A 19926-nucleotide genomic window follows, 5' to 3' on the forward strand; every position below is an offset into this window, starting at 1 on the left:
CAGTGTGTTAAGTAAAACGTATAGCGCCGCGTCAGTTCAGGTAAGGGGACCAGGAAGGTTCTCTGACTTCGCCTTGAGCGGTAGGAAGCGGGAGCCTTACGCGTCCATTGATGGACACGAGCATCAAGACTCCCCGGCCCTGCTGGGCGGTGGCGTAGATTACCATGGTGCCGTTGGGCGCAACAGTGGCTGACTCATCAAGGTTGGTGTCTGTCAGGATTTTTATGCTACCGCGCTGCAGATCCTGAGCCGCCACCCGGAAATTGGTGAAGCCATCCTGACGGTGAATCATGACAAGTGTCTTCTCGTCAGCCGACAGTTTCGGGTTGGCGTTGTAGTTACCGATAAAGGTCACACGCTCCGCACCGCCACCATTGACGTTGGTCTTGTAGATCTGCGGCTTGCCGCCACGGTCGGAGGTGAAGTAGATAGTCGAACCATCTTTACCCCAGAACGGTTCAGTGTTGATGCCTGGACCTGCAGTCACGCGGTTGATCTGACGCGACCCCAGGTTCATCACGTAAATATCCGGGTTACCGTCCTTGGACAGTACGAACGCCAGGCGAGAACCATCCGGCGACCAGGCTGGAGCACCGTTCAGGCCTTCGAAATTGGTGATCTGCTCACGGCGACCGGTGTCGATGTTCTGCATGAAAATGCGCGGACGCTTCTGCTCGAACGACACATAGGCGATGCGCTTGCCATCGGGTGCGAAACGCGGCGACAGGATCGGCTCGCGCGATTGCAGCAGGGTCACGGCACGAGCACCGTCGTAGTCCGAACGCTGCAGGGTGTAGCGTGTGTTGTTCACCGAAAAACGCTCGGCCGTTACATAAAGCAGGCGCGTGGAGAACGCCCCCTTGATACCGGTCAGTTTTTCGAACGACTGGTCGGCGATGTAGTGCGCCATGTCGCGCAGTTGATCGACACCACCCGAAACGCTACCGGTCAACACTTGCTGCTCGGTGGCAACGTTGAACAGGGCGTATTGCACCTGCAGACGACCGCCCGCCGGAACAATGCTGCCGACCATGATGTACTGGGCGCCCAGGGCCTTCCAGTCGCGATAGATGATTTCGCTGGCCTGAGTCGGCTGGCTGATCATGTTCTGCTTCGGAACCGGCGCGTAGTAACCCGAGTTACGCAGGTCATTACCGATGATTTCCGCCATGTCGTCCGGCAGGACGCTACCGCCCTGCAAGCCGAACGGTACGACGGCAATCGGAGTTGCCTGGGAGCTACCACTGCTGACCAGGATATTTTTTTCATCCGCTGTAGCCAATCCTGCAAAGCAGAACATGACTACAAGCAGTCCTCGAAGAAGGTTTCTCACAAGGCTAGATCCTCAGGTGTGAATGTCATCTTGAATGAACGATAGGGAGCGAAATCACTTGGTTTCAGACCCTGCATTTCGGTCAAACGACCAATATTTTTTACTGCCGCTACCGCAGAACTGTCGAACGGTACATCGCCACTGGAATGAGCTACCGAAACTCCGGAGATCGTTCCGTCAGGCAACATGTTGATCTGCAGGATCACTTTCATGCCCTTGCGTGCCGACGGTGGCTGCGCCCAACCTTCAGATGCCCTCGAACGAATCAGATCATCGAAGTTGCCCGCGGTTTCATCACCCTGCTCGTCCGCCAAAGCCTGTTGACGCTGCGGCTTGTCGGAAAGCAAATCAGCCAAGGCCTGAGCCTTTTTCTCTTCGACCGATTTACGTGCAGCTTCCTGCGATTTTTTCTTCGCAGCATCGGCAGCCGCTTTCTTCTTCGCGTCCTCGGCGACTTTTTTCTTCGCCTCGTTCGCTTCAGCTACCTTCTTGGCGTCTTCCGCGGCTTTCTTCTTCGCGTCTTCGACTATCTTTTTCTTCGCAGCTTCAGCGGCCGCTTTCTTGGCCTCTTCTTCAGCGGCTTTCTCGGCTTCTTCTTCGGCTTTCTTCTTGGCTATATCAGCCAATTGTTTCTGTTCGGCCTTTTTGGCTTCGGCGGTCTTCTTCGCTTCATCGGCTTTCTTGGCTTCATCAGCCTTTTTCGCCTCGTCCGCTTTCTTCGACTCGTCGGCCTTCTTGGCTTCCTCGGCTTTTTGAGCCACCTCTTCTTTCTTTTGTTCCGCAGCCTTCACCGCTTCCTGCTCGACCTTTTTCTGTTCCATCTGTTCGGCTTCGGTCTGACGCGCAGCGGATTTCTGCGCTTCACCCGCAATCTTCTGATTGGTCTGGGTGGTCGCCCGACTTTTCGATTTCAGCTGGTACAGGGTCGCCTGGACGATCGGTTTGGCCGGCGGCAACTCCGGGGTCATGGCAAAACTGACGAACAGCATGCCAAACACCAGCACGTGCAGGCCAATCGCCCAGACACTAGGCCAGAAGTAGCTTTCCGAGGCTGTCGGCTCTCGCTGTTGCTGCATCAGGGCGCCTCGGTAATCAAGCCAACATTACCGACCCCGGCTTTCTGCAATCCACCCATGGCGCCCATCACGGAGCCGTAATCGACGGTCTTGTCACCGCGAATGAACACTTGAGTGTGCTTGCCGCCTTCGTTACCGGCGCGAATGATCTTGGTCACCGCGTCAGTCATCTGCGGCAGGGTCATGGCCCTGTCCTGCTGCTTCTCGGTGTCGACTTCGCTGCCAAGGTTCCAGTAATAGGTCTTGTCAGACTTGATCGAAATGGTCAGGACCTGAGTGTTGTTGTCTTGCGGCAAGGCTTCGCTGGAAACCTTGGGCAGATCAACTTTCACGCCCTGATTGAGCATCGGGGCGGTCACCATGAAGATGACCAGCAGTACCAGCATCACGTCGATGTAAGGCACCACGTTCATCTCGGCAACCGGCTTGCGCTTTTTGCGAGCTCGAGCGATTAAAGCCATTGGGAATTACCTGCTTATTCTTCGCTGGTGTGCACTTTGCGGTGCAGGATCGCCTGGAACTCATCGGCGAAGGTGTAGTAACGGCTGAGCAAGGTTTCACTGCGAGCGGCGAAACGGTTGTAAGCGATTACTGCCGGGATAGCAGCGAACAGACCGATTGCCGTTGCAACCAGTGCCTCGGCGATACCAGGTGCCACGGTGGCAAGGGTCGCTTGCTGGGCAGCGGCCAGACCACGGAAGGAGTTCATGATGCCCCAGACCGTACCGAACAGACCGATGTACGGACTGACGGAACCGACGGTGGCGAGGAACGGCAGGCTCTGCTCGAGCTTTTCTTCTTCGCGGGAAATGGCCACGCGCATGGCACGCGCCACACCTTCCATGACCGCTTCCGGATCAACGCCTGGCTGCTGACGCAGACGGGAAAATTCCTTGAAACCGGCACGGAAGATCTGCTCTACGCCGGAATCCGGGTCAGGGTTGCTACCGGCCTGGCGGTAGAGTTTGGACAAGTCGATACCCGACCAGAAGCGCTCTTCGAAGCTCTCCAGGGCACGGCGACCGGCGCGCAGCAAGTTGCTGCGCTGAAAAATCATGATCCACGAGGTCACCGATGCGGCTACCAGGATCAGCATTACCAACTGCACCACAACGCTGGCATTGCTGACCAGGCTCCACATGGAGGTATGGTCGACGACGTTAGCTTCCACGCTTTATCTCCTGCTCTGAGTGTGTACCCGCGCCGCTCACGTCGGCAAAGGCCGCACGTAGAGCTTCGGGAATGGCCCGGGGTTTCAAACTATGGGTGCGCACACAGGCCACCAAAAACTGCCCTTCGCAGAGCAGTGCATTATCCGCGGCTCGCCTGACCTGCTGTTTAAAGCGCAGGCTGACGCGGTTCAATTCGATTACTTCAGCACTTACCAAAAGCTCGTCATCCAGTCGCGCCGGCGCGTGATAGCGCGCTTCGCTGGAATGCACGACGAACAACAGGTCCTCCCCTGCCAGCTGCGATTGGGCAAAGCCCAGTTCTCGTAGCCGCTCGGTTCGAGCCCGCTCCATAAACTTAAGGTAATTAACGTAATACACGATGCCGCCGGCATCGGTGTCCTCGTAATAAACGCGACAACGATGTGCGAACGACTCAAGCCCGTTTTGCGCGCGCATACTCTAGTGCTTACTCCTCAGGTTGCCAATCCGGCCAGGCAACTGTTTTTCATTCTCGAACGACTTTCGTGCGAAAGATCGGCAATCGCAGTCCCCTAGGACCACACAAAGCCGAAATAAATCAGCACGCAGAGGTCGTCATTCGTCTATTGCATCAAGAAACTCGTCTACCACGGGCATTTCACCCAACCGTGACGGGATATTCAAACCAAAATGCAGGTACGCATGCCGGGTCACTACCCGTCCACGCGGGGTCCGCATGATATAGCCCTGCTGGATCAAATATGGCTCAAGCACGTCTTCGATGGTGTGTCGCTCTTCGCTGATCGCCGCCGCGAGACTGTCCACCCCGACCGGGCCGCCATCGAACTTCTCGATCATGGTCAACAGCAGACGTCGATCCTGATGATCGAAGCCACGCTCATCCACATCCAGCAGGTTCAGCGCCAGATCGGCAATCGGTTTAGTGATATGCCCCTTCGCCCGGACTTCGGCAAAATCGCGCACTCGACGCAACAGCCGGTTGGCAATACGCGGCGTACCACGGGCCCGACGAGCGATTTCAAAGGCGCCCTCCGGGTCCAGCGGCAAGCCAAGGATATTCGCCGAGCGACTGACGATGGTCGCCAGATCTGCGGTGTTATAGAACTCCAGACGCTGAACGATACCGAAGCGGTCACGCAACGGGTTGGTCAGCATCCCGGCGCGCGTGGTGGCACCGACCAGCGTGAAGGGTGGCAAGTCGAGCTTGATCGAACGCGCCGCCGGCCCTTCGCCGATCATGATGTCGAGCTGGAAGTCTTCCATGGCCGGGTACAGCACTTCTTCGACAATCGGTGACAGCCGATGGATCTCATCGATGAACAGCACGTCATGCGGTTCGAGGTTGGTCAGCAGCGCCGCCAGATCACCCGGACGCTCAAGGACTGGCCCCGAGGTGCTTTTGATCGACACCCCCATTTCCTGGGCAATGATGTTGGCCAGGGTGGTTTTACCCAGACCCGGCGGGCCGAAGATCAGCGTGTGATCGAGGGACTCGTTGCGCCCACGGGCAGCCTGGATGAACAACTCCATCTGCTCGCGAACGGTCGGCTGGCCGATGTATTCGGCCAGGCTGACGGGACGAATCGCGCGATCCTGGACTTCTTCGCGGTCACGAGGGCCACCCGTGGCGGCGATCAGACGATCAGCTTCAATCACTTAAATCATTCCCTTCAGGGCGCGACGAATCAGGTCTTCACTGCTCAAACCTTTTTCCTTGATGGCAGAAATCGCCTTGCTGGCCTCCTGCGGCTTGTAGCCGAGGGAGATCAGCGCACTCACCGCGTCATTTTCGGCGGTGACCAGCGGCATTGGCGCATCCGGCTGATTAGGCACCAGTGCGAACATGCTTGGCACGGTTTCCCAGGCCTTGAAGCGATCCTTGAGTTCTACCAGCAAACGCTCGGCCGTCTTCTTGCCGACGCCCGGCACCTTGGTCAGCGCCGAGGTGTCCTGCGCCTGCACGCAGCGCACCAGTTCATCAACCTCAAGACTGGACATCAGCGCCAGCGCGAGCTTGGGGCCCACGCCATTGAGGCGGATCAACTCACGGAAAAAATCGCGATCACGTTTGCCAATGAAGCCATAAAGCAACTGGGCGTCTTCGCGCACGACCAAATGGGTGTGCAAGGTGATCGGCTCACCGACCGACGGCAGCCGATAGAGCGTGGTCATCGGCACTTCCAGCTCATAGCCCAGGCCGTTTACATCCAGAATCAGGTGCGGCGGCTGTTTCTCAGCCAAGGTGCCGCGCAAACGTCCAATCACGTTTCAAATCCTTAAGCGTTGGCCAGATCTGGCTGACGAGTACCAAAGTGAGCGTGACCGCCGACAAAACAGGCGCAAAACGCTCAACGGATAAAATGAGTGGGCTGATGCTATCAGATCAGAGGCGAAGGCGACCGCCGCGACTGCGAGCCGTCCCCAGACCATGGGGTAACAGGCTGGAACGGGTGTGAGCATGACAAATGGCGATTGCCAAGGCGTCCGAGGCATCGATTTGCGGTTTGCTGATCAGTTTCAGCATGTGCATGACCATCATCTGCACCTGCTCTTTATTCGCAGCTCCCGTCCCGGTCACCGCCTGCTTGACCTGGGTTGCGGTGTATTCGGCGATTTCCAGGTTTTCTTCAGCGCCAGCGACGATGGCGGCGCCGCGAGCCTGGCCGAGTTTCAGGGCCGAGTCGGCGTTGCGGGCCATAAAGACCTTTTCGATCCCCATGGTGACCGGACCGTAGGTCTGGATGACTTCGCGCACCCCGCGATAAACAATTTGCAGCCGCTCATGCAACTCGCCGCTGCCGGTACGAATGCAGCCCGAGGCCACGTACACGCAGCCACGACCGGTATCGCGTACCACGCCGTAACCGGTAATGCGTGAACCGGGGTCGATACCAAGAATTAAAGTCATAACGCCTGCGGGTTTAGAGAGTGAGGCCAGCATGGAGCAGGCTGTGCCGGCGAAACATAACGTGAGACTAACACCTGACCTGTAGGAGCCTGGCTTGCCAGCGATGGGGCCCGTGAGCCATGCACCGACCGTCAGGCCGCCATCGCAGGCAAGCCAGGCTCCTACAAGGACGGGGTCGATCAGCCGAGCTGTTGGGCCACCGACTCCGGGATATCAGCATTGGAATAGACGTTCTGCACGTCGTCCAGGTCTTCCAGCATGTCGATCAGCTTGAGCACCTTCTCGGCGCCTTCCAGATCCAGTTCGGCACTGGTGGTTGGCAGCATGACGATTTCCGCGTCATGACCTTTGAAACCGACAGCTTCCAGAGCGTTACGAACCGAGTAGAAACCGGCGAACGAGGTGAACACGTCAATCGAACCGTCTTCGTGGGTGACCACGTCATCGGCGTCGGCTTCCATGGCCGCTTCCATGAGCGCGTCTTCGTCGACGTCCGGCGCGAAGGAAATCTGCCCCTTGCGCTCGAACAGGTAAGCCACCGAACCGTCGGTCCCCAGGTTGCCGCCACATTTGCTGAACGCGTGACGGACAGCCGCCGCGGTGCGGTTGCGGTTGTCGGTCATGCACTCGACCATCACCGCTACGCCGCCTGGGCCGTAGCCTTCGTAGCTCAACTCGACCATGTCATCGGTGTCGGCAGCGCCGGCACCACGAGCCACCGCGCGGTCGATAATGTCACGGCTCATGTTGGCGCCAAGGGCCTTGTCCAGCGCCAGACGCAAACGCGGGTTGGAGCCTGGATCACCGCCACCCTGACGGGCCGCGACAGTCAGTTCACGAATCCACTTGGTGAAAATCTTGCCCTTCTTGGCATCCTGACGTTCTTTGCGGTGCTTGATGTTCGCCCACTTGGAATGACCCGCCATAACACTCGCTCCGAATTCTCTTTAAAACAACTCTCTTTAAAACAATGCCCGCACGCCCATGAAGGCGAGCGGGCAACACAATCTGGATCTGACACCTTGGCGCATCGATCGATGCGCCAAGGTGCTCAGTCTTACTCAGCCTTAGGCTGTTCGCGCAGACGAATGTGCAGCTCGCGCAGCGCCTTGGCGTCGACCAGACCAGGAGCCTGAGTCATGACGCAGGCCGCGCTCTGGGTTTTCGGGAAGGCGATCACTTCACGGATCGACTGGGCGCCGGTCATCAGCATCACCAGACGGTCCAGACCGAAGGCCAGACCACCGTGCGGCGGCGCGCCGTATTTCAGGGCGTCGAGCAGGAAGCCGAATTTCTCTTCCTGTTCCGCTTCGCTGATACCCAGCAGACGGAAGACCGATTGCTGCATTTCCTTGCGATGGATACGGATCGAACCGCCACCCAGCTCGGTGCCGTTCAGCACCATGTCGTAGGCACGCGACAGAGCGGTCGCCGGGTTGGCTTCAAGCTCTTCCGGTGTGCACTTCGGCGCGGTGAACGGGTGGTGCAAGGCAGTGAAGCTGCCGTCGTCGTTCTCTTCGAACATCGGGAAGTCGACAACCCACATCGGCGCCCACTCGCAGGTCAGCAGGTTCAGATCGTTACCGACCTTGATCCGCAGTGCGCCCAGCGCTTCGCTGACGATCTTGGCCTTGTCGGCGCCGAAGAACACGATGTCACCATCAACCGCGCCAACGCGATCGAGGATCACATTGAGGTTGGCTTCAGGGATATTTTTGACAATAGGCGATTGCAGCCCCTCGACGCCCTTCGCGCGCTCGTTGACCTTGATGTACGCCAGGCCCTTGGCACCGTAGATGCCGACAAACTTGGTGTAGTCGTCGATCTTGCTGCGCGGCATGCTCGCCCCGCCTGGAACGCGCAGAGCGGCGATACGGCTTTTCGGGTCGTTGGCCGGGCCACTGAAGACCTTGAAGTCGACTTCCTTGAGCTGGTCGGCAACGTCAACCAGTTCCAGCGGGTTACGCAGGTCCGGCTTGTCGGAACCGTAACGACGCATGGCCTCGTCCCAGGTCATGTGCGGGAATTCACCGAATTCCAGACCCAGCACTTCCTTGAACAGGTTGCGGATCATGCCTTCGGTCAGGCCGATGATGTCAGCTTCGTTGAGGAAGCTGGTTTCGATGTCGATCTGGGTGAATTCCGGCTGGCGGTCGGCACGCAGGTCTTCGTCACGGAAGCACTTGGCGATCTGGTAGTAACGATCGAAGCCGGCGACCATCAGCAGTTGCTTGAACAGCTGCGGCGATTGCGGCAAGGCGAAGAAGCTACCTGCGTGAGTACGGCTTGGCACCAGGTAGTCACGTGCACCTTCAGGGGTTGCACGGGTCAGAATCGGCGTCTCGACGTCGAGGAAGCCGTTCTCGTCCAGGTAACGACGGATGCTGGTGGTCATGCGCGAACGCAGACGCAGCTTCTCGAGCATTTCCGGACGACGCAGGTCGATAAAGCGATAGCGCAGGCGGGTTTCTTCGCCAACGTCGGAGAACTCGTTGAGCGGGAACGGCGGGGTTTCCGCTTCGTTCAATACTTCCAGCTCGTAGCCGAGCACTTCGATCATGCCCGAAGTCATGTTGGCATTGCCGGCACCGGCCGGACGCAGACGCACCTTACCGGTGATCTTGACGACGTATTCGCTGCGCACACGGTCGGCGGCGGCGAAGGTTTCGGCGCGATCCGGATCGAACACCACCTGGGCCAGACCTTCACGATCACGGATATCGAGGAAAATCACCCCGCCGTGGTCACGACGACGGTGGACCCATCCGCAAAGGGTAACTTCCTGACCTTCCAGGCTTTCGTTCAGTTGGCCGCAATAATGGCTGCGCATCATGGTAGTGGTTTCACTTCTCGTAATTCGAAATTCGTTTGGAGGCCTTGCCGCACCACCGCACTTGAATAAGGTGCCTGATGATGCAAGAGCTCGCGCGTAGAGTTCAACTTAGTCAGCTTTGTCGCCACCGGCCAGGTTCTTCTTCGAACCGGTTTTGAAGTCGGTCTCGTACCAGCCGGTGCCGCTGAGGCGGAAACCTGGCATGGACAGCATTTTTTTCAGTTCGGGTGCCTGGCAGGCAGGGCAGTCGACCAACGGCGCTGCGCTGATCTTCTGAATGGCTTCCAACTGATGACCACAGGAAGCACATTGATAGTCGTACATCGGCATGGGGCTGTCTCGGCAATCAGATTATTACCGCGCAAACGTTGGGTTTCGCGGCAAAGGGCGGGATTATATCCATTAAATCGAGCCTGTGCAGCCGTAACACTGCACAGGCATGCACTCATCCAGATCCGTCGACGACACGTCACCCGATCACACCCGCCATCGCGTTTGCGCACCGCGCGTCATTCAGCCCTACACGCGCTCTCGTTCAAGCTGTGTACAACACACACCACCCGGACCAGCCCGCTGAAATTCTTTACCCCGCCGTGTCGCAGGTGAACCTCTCTATCGACATAGGAAAGCAAAGCGCTCACCGAGCAACAATTGATCTTCGCCATTTTTGCCAGAATATCCCAATAGACCTGCTCAAGCCGTAGACAGGTGGCGAAACCATTCAAACGCACTGACCGGGACAGCGGGCGCGCCAGGCCCATATCAAACTCCCGAACAAAAGGATCTGTTTTTACGTCTTGAAACCTGACCGCCCCCCGGATGCCCTGCACTATTTCATGAACCATACCGTTGACACTCCTTTGTCATACTTGATTTCAATAAGAGCAACCCTCTATTTCCTTATAGAAACGCAAGCGGATAGTGATTATCCAGATGACTTTATGACCATCAACGTAGGACAAGCCAACAACAGCAGGGAGACCGTTAACACGGTCCTACATCCATCTATAAAGCAGTATTTCAGTGCAGGAAAAGTCAAAACCACAGAGCGAAAGAAGCCGCATAAGGCTCGGACATCGCCCCACCAGAGGAGCCTGGCGCCCCGAGGTTGGGGAGCGCACTGAGAGCGCCGTCCGGGAACCATCGGCACAGACAGGATGACTGAGGGTCCACCTCGCAGCCCGGGATCACGCAGCCACCTGCGACAAATTGTGTCTGACGCCCATAATCCCCCCCCGAATTCAAGGCGCCTCATATGCCCGCGACAGGCTCTGGATCAAGCCTTCGGGCAACACCTGCGGACAACGCCACGCAAACCGTCGATCCGTCCCGCCCCGCGCCGCCTGCACTTGATTTGAGAAGGCCTGGGCTTTGCTGTTAAATAGAGGCGTGTCGCTGCCTCTATTTCCCTGGGCGCAGCGCATAGGCTGATACCGGGTACGTGTCCAGCGCCTCCCATTGTTCAGAAGCGAACCGTGCTCAATCAGCTCTTCCTTGTGATCCGTCTTAACGTGAGTTAATCAAAATGTTGAAAATCGTCCACCTGCTAACGGGCGCAGCGGCTCTGCTGCTGTCCTTCATCCCCAGCTTGCGAACCGAAGCCTTACCTTACCTGCAACAACCTGACGCGCTGTACCTGGCGTTCTTCGGTTTGCTCAACCTGACCCTCGCTCCGGTTATCCCTTACTGGAACAAAGGTCCACGTCACCAACTGCAAAATCTGGTCAGTGCCTTGCTGGTGCTTGCCGTTGTCGTGCAAACCCTGACCCTCCTCGCGCCGATGCCGGTAATTGGTGGTCAGCCAGCAGTTTTACTTAGCCTCATCGTCGCCCTGGTCGCCGTACTTCTGCACCTGGCCATCAGCTTCTATAAATCCTCTCCTGCCGCCGCTACGCAAAATTACGATATGACCAATCGTGATACCGGCACCGTCAAGTGGTTCAACACCTCCAAAGGCTTCGGTTTCATTTCTCGCGATTCCGGAGACGATATTTTTGTGCACTTCCGTGCAATCCGTGGTGAAGGTCACCGCGTCCTGGTCGAAGGCCAGCGCGTGGAATTCTCCGTCATGAACCGTGACAAGGGTCTGCAAGCTGAAGACGTGATCGCCGCGTTGCCGCGTCGCTGATTTCAGTACCGCTCCGCCCGCAATAAAAAACCGCGATGCAGTCTGACTGCATCGCGGTTTTTTTATTGCCTGCCGATTTGTTGCCCCGGCCAGCACTCAGTAATGCGGCGGCGGAGCTTCTTCTTCGAAAGACTCGAACTGGCCGACCATCTCTTCCTGGCGCTTGAGCAACGCCGCCATTTGCAACTGCAAGCGCTCGACCACTCGCTGCTGCGTCACCAGCACATCATTCATCGCTTCAATAGTGTCATCCTGAAACGCCAGACGACTTTCAAGTTCGGTAACGCGTTCTTCCAGGCTCATGATTCAGCCCTCCAGAAACGTGAAGTCATCGGTCAAAACCAAACGCAGCCGTTCGCGAATTACTGCCACTTCTTCGGCACTGTAAGGCTTGGCCGGGTGTTTGCCCCAAACCGGGGCTGGCCAGGCGGCATCATCGCGCTTACGCACAATGACATGCATGTGCAGCTGACTGACAACATTACCCAGGGTCGCGACATTCAACTTGTCGGCGTCGAACGAATCCTTGAGTGTTTCGGCCAACTCTGTTGTTTCTCGCCACAATTGCAGTTGGTCGGTGACATCCAGTTGAAACAACTCGCTGACATCCTCACGACGCGGCACCAGGATAAACCAGGGGTAATTCGAATCATTGGACAGCAACAACCGGCTTAGAGGGAAATCCCCAATCGGCAGGGTGTCTTGTTCAAGTCTTGGATCTAAAGCGAACACCGCGCGCACTCCCGTACCGTTCATAAGATTCAGTTTAGCGCCTAGCCTCAAAGGCTGATCGCCTGCAACCTAACAGCAGCATACCCGCGAACGCCGCACGGATCACGGCGAAAAAACCTGCTGTACACCCTGAGCCTGGCGACCAGATACAAACAGTCAATGTACGGACGCCCTGACACTGAACACTTTCACTCCCGACGCACCAAATCAGAACCAAAGCCCGGCACTTCGTCAAAAAATCAACGACCTATCAGCGAATGTAAACCTGCGTTCGAGGTCTTCGCTGTGTGAATTTCGTACAATTTTGAAAAAGTTTTGCACCAAATTCGCACAGTGCGTCTACGCTGAAATCGTCGAGCATCCGCCGTCTACTCACCCGCAGGGTGAACCAGTAACATTTCTGTGCTGTTACACATGCTCCTTCGTGGTGCAACACCAGAAGAAGCACGGAGTCAAGCCCAAACAAATCGGTCTTGAAAGCCCCGATTTTATGAGGTTTCGGTAATTAATACCGGGGATTTTGAAAAAACCGGCAGCAAAAAGCCGATTTGTGCACGCTTGTTGCATTCATACACACATCGCCTATAAGGCATCCGCTGGAAGTCGGAACCTTAAGGCACATAACAATAGCGGCATGGCTGCCCAAGGAGCTTCAAGTGCAGGACAGGGATTTCTTTTTTCTGATGCTGAAGCCTTGGAAAACAACGCTGAAGTAGTCAGTCCGAATGCATAAAAATTATGGAATTACGACCTCTACAGCGCATTTTGCGACAGGGCCGTAAAGAAGCTGAAAGGTTAGATACGCAAGTATCGCCAATATTGTCGGCGTGATATAAGTTTGCGCCGATCCAAAAAGTAAGAGCCGCCCAGATAATAAATCAGGTGGGACGGCAGTACTCTTCTAAAAACCAAAGGAGCAAATCACGATGCGCGTGATGAAGTGGAGCATGATCGCCCTGGCTGTTACTGCAGCTACCGGCACCCAAGTCGCTATGGCCGACCCGTTTGTAACCGACCAGGCTGACGCAAAAGGTTTCGTTGAAGGCGCCTCGGCTGGCGTGGTTCTGAAGAACTATTACTTCAACCGCGACCGTAAAGCTGGCGCCAACGACCAGATCGACTGGACCCAAGGCGTTCTGGGCAAGTTCAGTTCCGGCTACACCCAAGGCACTGTTGGCGTGGGCGTTGAAGGCTTCGGCGATGCTGGCTTCAAACTTGACGGTACCGACTCGCAGTCTGGCTCCGGCAACCTGAGCCGCCAAGCCAATGGCGACAACAACAACAGCTTCGGTAAAGCAGGCGCGGCAGTTAAAGTTCGCATCTCCAAAACCGAGCTGAAATTCGGCGACCAGACGCCTACCACTGCTCCAGTATTCGCTCTCGGTGGCAGCCGCCTGTTCCAGCAGACCGCTCGTGGTTTCCAACTGCAGAGCAGTGAAGTCAAAGACCTCGATCTCGAAGCCGGTCACTTCTACGCTGGCAGCAGCCAGGATCAAACCTCGATGCAGGCGCCGCTGCGTGCCGCATACGCTAGCAATCTTCCTGGCGTCGGCAACACCCCCATCCTCGACGTCAGAACCGTCGACTATCTGGGTGGCAAATACGGCATCAATGAGAACCTGAGCGTTTCTCTCTACGGTGCCAAGTTCAAGGACGTCTGGAACCAGTACTACGCCAACACGAACTACACCCTTCCGTTGGCAACTGACCAGTCTCTGAACTTCGACCTCAACGTCTACCACACAACCGACACTGGTCAGGCGCTGGCAGGCAAGATCGACAACACCGCCTACTCGCTGGCGGCTGCCTACTCTTTCCTGAAGGCACACACCTTTACCCTGGCATTCCAGCAGGTACACGGTGATACACCATTCGACTACGTCGGTGTGGGCGATCGCTCCGACCGTGGCGGCGACTCGATCTTCCTGGCCAACTCCATCCAGTACTCTGACTTCAACGGTCCTGGCGAGAAATCCATCCAGGCACGTTACGACTTGAAGATGGCTGAGTACGGCGTACCAGGCCTGAGCTTCATGGCTCGTTATGTTCACGGCCAAGGTATCGACGGCACCCACGCGGATGCTAACGGCTCGTATGTTGGCCAGTATGGCGCAGATGGTCGGCACCACGAAACCAACCTGGAAGCCAAGTACGTTGTCCAGGCTGGTCCTCTGAAAGACCTGTCCTTCCGCGCACGTCAAGCATGGCACCGCGCCAACGCGGACGAAGGCGAAGGCAACATCAACGAGTTCCGCCTGATCACCGAGTACCCGCTGAACATCCTGTAATCGCTACGACTACAGTTGTTCGATTGATATAAAAAAGGCCCATCACTGATGGGCCTTTTTTTATGCCTGCTTTATGACAGCACGAAACCAACTTTAATAAATAGCCAGCTAATAATAAGCCAGCACCCTATTCCAGTTTCAGAGCGACAAAACAGCAGACTGTAAAAACACTCAAGGGGCTTATTGCCCCTTGAGTTCGTCGCCGGTACTTGACCAAAAGGCCAAGTAACAAAGCGCTATTTGTTACGCCGTTTCCTGAACCATACGAATCACTCGTTGTGGGAACGGAATATCAATCCCTGCCGCCTTCAGACGATCGCGGGAGTGTTCGTTGAACTGGAACAGCACATCCCAGTAGTCCGCGGTTTTCACCCAGACGCGCAGCGAAACCGTAATCGAACTATCGCCCAGGGTCGACACTACCGCGACTGGCGCAGGGTCGGCCAACACGCGCTCATCCTTGGCCAGTTCCAGCAATACCTCACGGGCCTTCTGCAAATCAGCGTCGTAATTCACAGCGATGTCAAACACCACTTTACGGGTCAGTTGACGGTTGTGGTTGGTGATGATGCCGTTCGACAGATTACCGTTGGGCACGATGACGGTTTTATTATCGCCGGTGCGCAGCAGGGTATGGAAAATCTGAATGCTGTCGACTGTGCCGGTAATGCCCTGCGCTTCGATCACGTCACCAATACGGAACGGACGGAACAACAGGATCAGCACGCCACCAGCGAAGTTCGCCAGGCTGCCTTGCAACGCCAGACCGATCGCCAGACCGGCAGCACCGATGGCCGCCACGAACGAGGTGGTTTCAACACCGATCATCGACGCGACGCTGACCATCAGCAGCACTTTGAGGATGATGTTCGCCAGGCTGCTCATAAACCCCTGCAACGCCAGATCGGCGTTGCGCAGGGCCAGCAGTTTGCCAACCTTGTGGGTCAGCTTGTTGATCAGCCACCAGCCAATGGCCAGGGTAACGGCTGCCAGCAGCACACGGCTGCCGTATTCCATGATCATCGGGACCCAGGCCTGGGAAGCCTTGACCAGGTTGTCCACTTCAGCATTTATGTCCATTTGTCTCTCCTGATTCCCGGCTACCCGGCACGTAAAAAACTGAGCGGCAGAAAGACCGAACCGTCAGGGCTCAATCGTTTCTGCCGTTGCTTGGGCCTCGGACGTCAATTACGCCAAGAGGTTCCCTGAAGACTGATCAGTCGCGGAAGTTGTTGAACTGCAGCGGCATGCCAAATTCCTTGGCGCGCAATGCCGCAATGGCTTCTTGCAGGTCGTCGCGCTTCTTGCCGGTGATCCGTACCTGCTCGCCCTGAATGGCGGCCTGGACCTTGAGCTTGGCGTCTTTGACGTGAGCAACGATCTTCTTCGCCAACTCTTTGTCGATACCTTCCTTGAGCACCGCGTCCTGCTTCATCAGCTTGCCGGAAGCATAGGCGTCTTTTACCTCAAGGCACTGCACATCGATCTTGCGCTTGACCAGTGCCAGCTTGAGGATCTCGATCATCGCTTCAAGCTGGAAGTCGGCCTCGGCGGTCAGGTTGACGGTCAGGTCCTTTTCCTTGAACTCGAAGCTGCCTTTGCCTTTCAAGTCATAACGACGATCGAGTTCCTTAACGGCGTTCTCGACCGCGTTGGTGAGTTCGTGTTTGTCCAGTTCGGATACCACGTCGAACGACGGCATGTAATCTCTCCAATAAAAAAGGGCACGCTCAATAAAGATGGAGCACGCCTGGCTTGCGGTTAAAATCCGTGCTGATTATAACGGGTCTTTCTCCTCCGAAACTGCGAGCCTCACATGCGCCTGCCAATCCGAGCAAAAAACTGATGTCGACCACCTGGCACGTCCTTGGCGCTGGCAGTCTGGGCACCCTGTGGGCCACGCGCCTGGCACGGGCTGGTCTGCCGGTGAAACTGATTCTGCGCGACACGGAGCGATTGCAGGCCTATCGGGCCGCCGGCGGGCTGACATTGGTCGAACAGGGTGAAGCACAGCGTTATGCGATTCCCGGCGAGACCGTCGACAGCATCGGTCCAATACAGCGCCTGCTCGTGGCCTGTAAAGCCTACGACGCCGAAAGCGCGGTGGCGCAACTGGCACCGCGCCTTGCACCCAACGCCGAGCTGATCTTGCTGCAGAACGGCCTTGGCAGCCAGGACGCGGTGGCCGCACGCGTCCCGCAGGCTCGCTGCATCTTTGCCTCAAGCACCGAAGGCGCGTTTCGTGATGACGACTGGCGCGTAGTGTTTGCCGGTCACGGGTACACCTGGCTCGGCGATGCCAGCCACCCTACCCCACCGATCTGGCTGGATGACCTGTGCGCTGCCGGCATCCCCCACGAGTGGAGCATGGATATCCTGACCCGTCTGTGGCGCAAACTGGCGCTCAATTGCGCGATCAACCCCCTGACAGTCCTGCATGACTGCCGCAACGGTGGCTTGCAACAACATCATTGCGAGGTCGCCACCCTCTGCGCCGAACTGAGCGAGTTGCTGCAGCGTTGTGGCCAGCCAGCCGCAGCGCAGAACCTGCAACAAGAAGTCGAGCGGGTGATTCAAGCGACTGCAGCCAACTACTCGTCGATGTACCAGGACGTCGCCAATCAGCGCCGAACCGAGATCAGTTACCTGCTCGGGCACGCCTGCGCCGTTGCGTCGAGGCACCAACTGGTGCTTCCGCACCTGAACCAATTGCAGCAGAGGTTGATCACGCACCTGCACACACGCGGATTGCCCAGCGACTGAGCAGCGGCTACGCTGCCTTCCTGTTCCTCTTTAGCGACGACCCCGATGCCATTGCGCCAGCGCCTTGAAAACCTACCGGTCGGCCAGAAACTGCTGGCCGCCCTGTTGGTGCTGTTGACCACCGTGTTGTTGGTGGCCAACCTGACCTTTATCAGCGCCGCCTATTGGATCTCCCAGGAAAGCATGGCCCCACAGGCCTTGCAGACCATCGGCCGGCTGGTAGCCAACCCGTCAATCGCCGCCGAGGCGCTCAATTCTCCAGAAGAAGCCCAAAGGCTGCTCAACGAACTCAACAGCTATTCACCGCTCAAAACGGCCGCATTGTATGACGGTAAAGGCCAACGCCTGGCCCAGGTGGAGCACGGCGAAAAACTCAAGCTGCCCGAGCACTACCGGAATATCGAAGCCTGGCAGGCCACCGAGTTTCGCAGCAATCAGCTGATCACCCTGCTGCGCCCGGGCGAGGCACCCGGCCATCTGCTGCTGGTGGCCAGCAGCGAATTGCCGATGGCTTTCTATACCGGCACCCTGACCGCCAGCCTCGGGATTCTGATTTTCAGCGTGCTGTTGTGGCTGGTGATTGCCCGGCAGATCAAACGCCTGATCACCCGACCGATCCATGAACTCGAAGAGCTGTCCCGGCAGGTCACCCGTGAAGAAAACTACGCCTTGCGAGCCTCTCGCGGTAACCACGACGAAATCGGCAGTCTCGCCGAAGCCTTCAACACCATGCTCTCGCGCATCGAAGCCCGCGAGCAGCAACTCAAGCGCGCGCGGGACGATTCCCAGGCCGCCTACGACCAGGCTCAGGGCCTGGCCGAAGAAACCCGTCACACCAACCGCAAACTGGAACTGGAAGTTCAGGTACGGAGCAAGATCGAGAAGAAACTCACCGGTTTCCAGAACTACCTCAACAGCATCATCGACTCGATGCCTTCAGCGTTGATTGCCCTCGATGAACAGCTCTACGTGACCCAGTGGAACCAGGAAGCCAGCGCACTTTCCGGCACGCGTCTGGACGAAGCATTGAATCAGCCGATCTTCCTCGCCTTCGAACCGCTCAAGCCGTTCCTGCCGCAACTCAAGGAAACCGTCGAGCAGCACAGCGTGGTCAAGATCGAGCGCGTCACTTGGGTCAAGGACGACGAACCCAAGCATTACGCACTGACCTTTTATCCGTTGATGGGCAGTGCCGGGCGCGGCGTAGTCATCCGGATCGACGACATCACCCAGCGCCTGTCCCTGGAAGAAATGATGGTGCAGTCGGAGAAAATGCTCTCGGTCGGTGGCCTGGCGGCGGGCATGGCCCACGAAATCAACAACCCCCTGGGAGCGATCCTGCATAACGTGCAGAACATTCGCCGGCGCTTGTCTGCGGACCTGCCCAAGAACATCGAAACCGCCGAACAGGTAGGTATCGAGCTGGACAGCGTCAATCGCTACCTGCAAAACCGCGAAGTACCGCAACTGCTCGACGGCATTCAACAAGCCGGCGCCCGGGCGGCGAAGATCGTCACCCACATGCTCAGTTTCAGTCGCCGCAGCAACCGCCAAATGGCCCCGTGCGACCTGCCGGCACTGATCGATCAAGCCGTGGAGATCGCCGGCAATGACTTCGACCTGGCGATCGGCTTCGACTTCAAGGGCCAGGCCATCACTCGTCAGTTCGACCCGCAGCTGGGCCCAGTGCCCGGCACCGCCAACGAGCTCGAACAAGTAATGCTCAACCTGCTGAAAAACGCTGCTCAGGCGATTCATCAGCGCGAAGATGAGCGTGAGCCCGGGCGGATCATTCTGCGCACTCGACTGAACCCGCCGTGGGCAGAAATTCAAGTGGAAGATAACGGTGTGGGCATGAGCGAGAACGTACGCAAACGCACCTTCGAACCGTTCTTCACCACCAAGGAAATCGGCCAGGGCACCGGCCTCGGACTGTCGGTGTCGTACTTCATCATCACCAACAACCACAAGGGTCAGATGGAAGTGCAATCGACCCTCGGCCAAGGCACCTGTGTCACCTTGCGCCTGCCATTGGCGGGCACCCCGCTCGCCTCTCACGAACTCAAGCAACTGGAGCGCTAAGCATGGGTTTTCGCTTGTCGAAGATTTACACCCGCACCGGCGACAAAGGTGAAACCGGGCTTGGCGACGGTCGCCGAGTGCCCAAGGACCATCCACGCGTCGAGGCCATCGGCGAAGTTGATACGCTGAACAGTCAGCTGGGATTGCTGCTGGCCGGGTTGGCCGCGCAGTGCCACGATTATCCTGGCCTGGCTGAGGTGATCGAGGTGCTTGAGCCGTGCCAGCACCGGTTGTTCGACCTGGGTGGCGAACTGGCGATGCCGGTGTATCAGGCCTTGAATGCGGCGGAAGTCGAACGCCTGGAAGCGGCGATCGATGTCTGGAACGAGGAGCTGGGGCCGCTGAAGAATTTCATTCTGCCCGGCGGTTCAGCGTTGATTGCCCAAGCCCACGTCTGCCGCAGCCTGGCGCGAAGTGCCGAGCGACGTTGTCAGCATTTGAATGCGCTGGAGCCGTTGGCCGGGGTTGGCCTGGCGTACATCAATCGCTTGTCGGACCTGTTGTTTGTGGCGGCTCGGCTGATTGCCAAGCGTCAGGGGGTTGCGGAGATTCTTTGGCAGGCGGCGGACAAGCCCAAGGTTTAGTCAGCGTCTATCAGGCCGTCATCGCGA

21 protein-coding genes are annotated in these 19926 nt (G+C 57.4%); 5 read left to right on the top strand and 16 right to left on the bottom strand.

Annotated features, from left to right (window positions below; all coding sequences use genetic code 11):
- Positions 1-31: 31 nt before the first annotated feature.
- The 12 genes from tolB to ACIPIN_RS04550 all read right to left on the bottom strand — a co-directional run bounded on the left by tolB (position 32) and on the right by ACIPIN_RS04550 (position 10167).
- Positions 32-1300: a Tol-Pal system beta propeller repeat protein TolB gene (gene tolB / locus ACIPIN_RS04495; RefSeq protein ID WP_401115861.1), complete on the bottom strand. Its 1269-nt coding sequence runs from the start codon at positions 1298-1300 to the stop codon at positions 32-34.
- A 29-nt stretch (positions 1301-1329) separates the two neighbouring features.
- Positions 1330-2409: a cell envelope integrity protein TolA gene (tolA, locus tag ACIPIN_RS04500; RefSeq protein WP_401115864.1), complete on the bottom strand. Its 1080-nt coding sequence runs from the start codon at positions 2407-2409 to the stop codon at positions 1330-1332.
- Positions 2409-2861, bottom strand: a complete 453-nt coding sequence (tolR, locus tag ACIPIN_RS04505) for a protein TolR (protein ID WP_262115426.1) — start codon at positions 2859-2861, stop codon at positions 2409-2411. Before tolR ends, tolA begins: the two co-directional genes overlap by 1 nt.
- Before the next feature lie 23 nt (positions 2862-2884).
- Complete coding sequence (gene tolQ / locus ACIPIN_RS04510) at positions 2885-3580, bottom strand: protein TolQ (RefSeq protein WP_262115408.1); 696 nt, start codon at positions 3578-3580, stop codon at positions 2885-2887.
- Positions 3570-4037 carry a tol-pal system-associated acyl-CoA thioesterase gene (ybgC, locus tag ACIPIN_RS04515; RefSeq protein ID WP_019693257.1) on the bottom strand — a complete coding sequence of 156 codons (468 nt, stop codon included), beginning with the start codon at positions 4035-4037 and terminating at the stop codon, positions 3570-3572. The genes tolQ and ybgC overlap by 11 nt, the downstream gene beginning before the upstream one ends.
- A 138-nt stretch (positions 4038-4175) precedes the next feature.
- Positions 4176-5237, bottom strand: a complete 1062-nt coding sequence (gene ruvB / locus ACIPIN_RS04520; RefSeq protein WP_401115867.1) for a Holliday junction branch migration DNA helicase RuvB — start codon at positions 5235-5237, stop codon at positions 4176-4178.
- Positions 5238-5846, bottom strand: coding sequence for a Holliday junction branch migration protein RuvA (gene ruvA, locus ACIPIN_RS04525; protein ID WP_401115870.1), 609 nt, complete (start codon positions 5844-5846; stop codon positions 5238-5240).
- A 118-nt stretch (positions 5847-5964) separates the two neighbouring features.
- Complete coding sequence (gene ruvC / locus ACIPIN_RS04530; RefSeq protein WP_017340471.1) at positions 5965-6489, bottom strand: crossover junction endodeoxyribonuclease RuvC; 525 nt, start codon at positions 6487-6489, stop codon at positions 5965-5967.
- Positions 6490-6668: 179 nt separating this feature from the next.
- Complete coding sequence (locus ACIPIN_RS04535) at positions 6669-7415, bottom strand: YebC/PmpR family DNA-binding transcriptional regulator (RefSeq protein ID WP_401115874.1); 747 nt, start codon at positions 7413-7415, stop codon at positions 6669-6671.
- A 131-nt stretch (positions 7416-7546) separates the two neighbouring features.
- Complete coding sequence (gene aspS / locus ACIPIN_RS04540; protein ID WP_401115877.1) at positions 7547-9322, bottom strand: aspartate--tRNA ligase; 1776 nt, start codon at positions 9320-9322, stop codon at positions 7547-7549.
- 108 nt (positions 9323-9430) lie between these two features.
- Entirely contained in the window at positions 9431-9652 is a 222-nt protein-coding gene (locus tag ACIPIN_RS04545; protein ID WP_010457489.1) for an FmdB family zinc ribbon protein, read from the bottom strand.
- A 179-nt stretch (positions 9653-9831) separates the two neighbouring features.
- The gene (locus ACIPIN_RS04550; protein ID WP_401115880.1) at positions 9832-10167 is read right to left on the bottom strand and encodes a ribbon-helix-helix domain-containing protein; all 336 of its coding nucleotides are present in this window, start codon (positions 10165-10167) and stop codon (positions 9832-9834) included.
- A 680-nt stretch (positions 10168-10847) separates the two neighbouring features.
- On the opposite strand from ACIPIN_RS04550, the gene ACIPIN_RS04555 reads away from it, so the two are divergent.
- Positions 10848-11450 carry a cold shock domain-containing protein membrane protein gene (locus ACIPIN_RS04555; protein WP_401115883.1) on the top strand — a complete coding sequence of 201 codons (603 nt, stop codon included), beginning with the start codon at positions 10848-10850 and terminating at the stop codon, positions 11448-11450.
- A 96-nt stretch (positions 11451-11546) separates the two neighbouring features.
- Here the strand turns inward: ACIPIN_RS04555 and ACIPIN_RS04560 are convergent, their stop codons facing one another.
- Both ACIPIN_RS04560 and ACIPIN_RS04565 read right to left on the bottom strand, forming a co-directional pair.
- Positions 11547-11753, bottom strand: coding sequence for a SlyX family protein (locus ACIPIN_RS04560; RefSeq protein ID WP_123426650.1), 207 nt, complete (start codon positions 11751-11753; stop codon positions 11547-11549).
- Between the two features lie 3 nt (positions 11754-11756).
- Positions 11757-12182, bottom strand: a complete 426-nt coding sequence (locus ACIPIN_RS04565; protein ID WP_123426649.1) for an HIT domain-containing protein — start codon at positions 12180-12182, stop codon at positions 11757-11759.
- 926 nt (positions 12183-13108) lie between these two features.
- Between ACIPIN_RS04565 and ACIPIN_RS04570 the strand changes: the two genes are divergently transcribed.
- Complete coding sequence (locus ACIPIN_RS04570; RefSeq protein ID WP_401115888.1) at positions 13109-14470, top strand: OprD family porin; 1362 nt, start codon at positions 13109-13111, stop codon at positions 14468-14470.
- 243 nt (positions 14471-14713) lie between these two features.
- Here ACIPIN_RS04570 and ACIPIN_RS04575 read toward each other — a convergent pair whose 3' ends face one another.
- Both ACIPIN_RS04575 and ACIPIN_RS04580 read right to left on the bottom strand, forming a co-directional pair.
- Positions 14714-15550 (bottom strand): mechanosensitive ion channel family protein, encoded by an 837-nt coding sequence (locus ACIPIN_RS04575; protein ID WP_401115891.1) that lies wholly within the window; start codon positions 15548-15550, stop codon positions 14714-14716.
- A gap of 136 nt (positions 15551-15686) precedes the next feature.
- On the bottom strand, positions 15687-16172 hold the full coding sequence (locus tag ACIPIN_RS04580) for a YajQ family cyclic di-GMP-binding protein (protein ID WP_019693270.1): 486 nt from the start codon (positions 16170-16172) through the stop codon (positions 15687-15689).
- 143 nt (positions 16173-16315) lie between these two features.
- On the opposite strand from ACIPIN_RS04580, the gene ACIPIN_RS04585 reads away from it, so the two are divergent.
- From ACIPIN_RS04585 to ACIPIN_RS04595, 3 genes are read left to right on the top strand one after another with little or no spacing between them, the layout of a single operon-like run.
- On the top strand, positions 16316-17233 hold the full coding sequence (locus ACIPIN_RS04585) for a putative 2-dehydropantoate 2-reductase (protein WP_401115894.1): 918 nt from the start codon (positions 16316-16318) through the stop codon (positions 17231-17233).
- A gap of 45 nt (positions 17234-17278) precedes the next feature.
- On the top strand, positions 17279-19315 hold the full coding sequence (locus tag ACIPIN_RS04590; RefSeq protein ID WP_401115897.1) for an ATP-binding protein: 2037 nt from the start codon (positions 17279-17281) through the stop codon (positions 19313-19315).
- 2 nt (positions 19316-19317) lie between these two features.
- Complete coding sequence (locus ACIPIN_RS04595) at positions 19318-19899, top strand: cob(I)yrinic acid a,c-diamide adenosyltransferase (RefSeq protein WP_401115900.1); 582 nt, start codon at positions 19318-19320, stop codon at positions 19897-19899.
- Positions 19900-19926 lie beyond the last annotated feature (27 nt).

Origin of the sequence: Pseudomonas sp. NPDC087697 (assembly GCF_044743155.1) — a bacterium.
Taxonomy (GTDB): Bacteria; Pseudomonadota; Gammaproteobacteria; order Pseudomonadales; family Pseudomonadaceae; genus Aquipseudomonas.

Coding starts and splice junctions, on each gene's coding strand:
- ACIPIN_RS04550 (WP_401115880.1), bottom strand. CDS start 10,167: ATGGTTCATGAAATAGTGCAGGGCATCCGGGGGGCGGTCAGGTTTCAA.
- ACIPIN_RS04585 (WP_401115894.1), top strand. CDS start 16,316: ATGTCGACCACCTGGCACGTCCTTGGCGCTGGCAGTCTGGGCACCCTG.
- tolB (WP_401115861.1), bottom strand. CDS start 1,300: ATGTTCTGCTTTGCAGGATTGGCTACAGCGGATGAAAAAAATATCCTG.
- ACIPIN_RS04595 (WP_401115900.1), top strand. CDS start 19,318: ATGGGTTTTCGCTTGTCGAAGATTTACACCCGCACCGGCGACAAAGGT.
- ACIPIN_RS04575 (WP_401115891.1), bottom strand. CDS start 15,550: ATGGACATAAATGCTGAAGTGGACAACCTGGTCAAGGCTTCCCAGGCC.
- ACIPIN_RS04590 (WP_401115897.1), top strand. CDS start 17,279: ATGCCATTGCGCCAGCGCCTTGAAAACCTACCGGTCGGCCAGAAACTG.
- ACIPIN_RS04570 (WP_401115888.1), top strand. CDS start 13,109: ATGCGCGTGATGAAGTGGAGCATGATCGCCCTGGCTGTTACTGCAGCT.
- ruvC (WP_017340471.1), bottom strand. CDS start 6,489: ATGACTTTAATTCTTGGTATCGACCCCGGTTCACGCATTACCGGTTAC.
- ACIPIN_RS04545 (WP_010457489.1), bottom strand. CDS start 9,652: ATGCCGATGTACGACTATCAATGTGCTTCCTGTGGTCATCAGTTGGAA.
- tolA (WP_401115864.1), bottom strand. CDS start 2,409: ATGCAGCAACAGCGAGAGCCGACAGCCTCGGAAAGCTACTTCTGGCCT.
- ACIPIN_RS04580 (WP_019693270.1), bottom strand. CDS start 16,172: ATGCCGTCGTTCGACGTGGTATCCGAACTGGACAAACACGAACTCACC.
- ACIPIN_RS04535 (WP_401115874.1), bottom strand. CDS start 7,415: ATGGCGGGTCATTCCAAGTGGGCGAACATCAAGCACCGCAAAGAACGT.
- ACIPIN_RS04555 (WP_401115883.1), top strand. CDS start 10,848: ATGTTGAAAATCGTCCACCTGCTAACGGGCGCAGCGGCTCTGCTGCTG.
- ybgC (WP_019693257.1), bottom strand. CDS start 4,037: ATGCGCGCGCAAAACGGGCTTGAGTCGTTCGCACATCGTTGTCGCGTT.
- aspS (WP_401115877.1), bottom strand. CDS start 9,322: ATGATGCGCAGCCATTATTGCGGCCAACTGAACGAAAGCCTGGAAGGT.
- ACIPIN_RS04560 (WP_123426650.1), bottom strand. CDS start 11,753: ATGAGCCTGGAAGAACGCGTTACCGAACTTGAAAGTCGTCTGGCGTTT.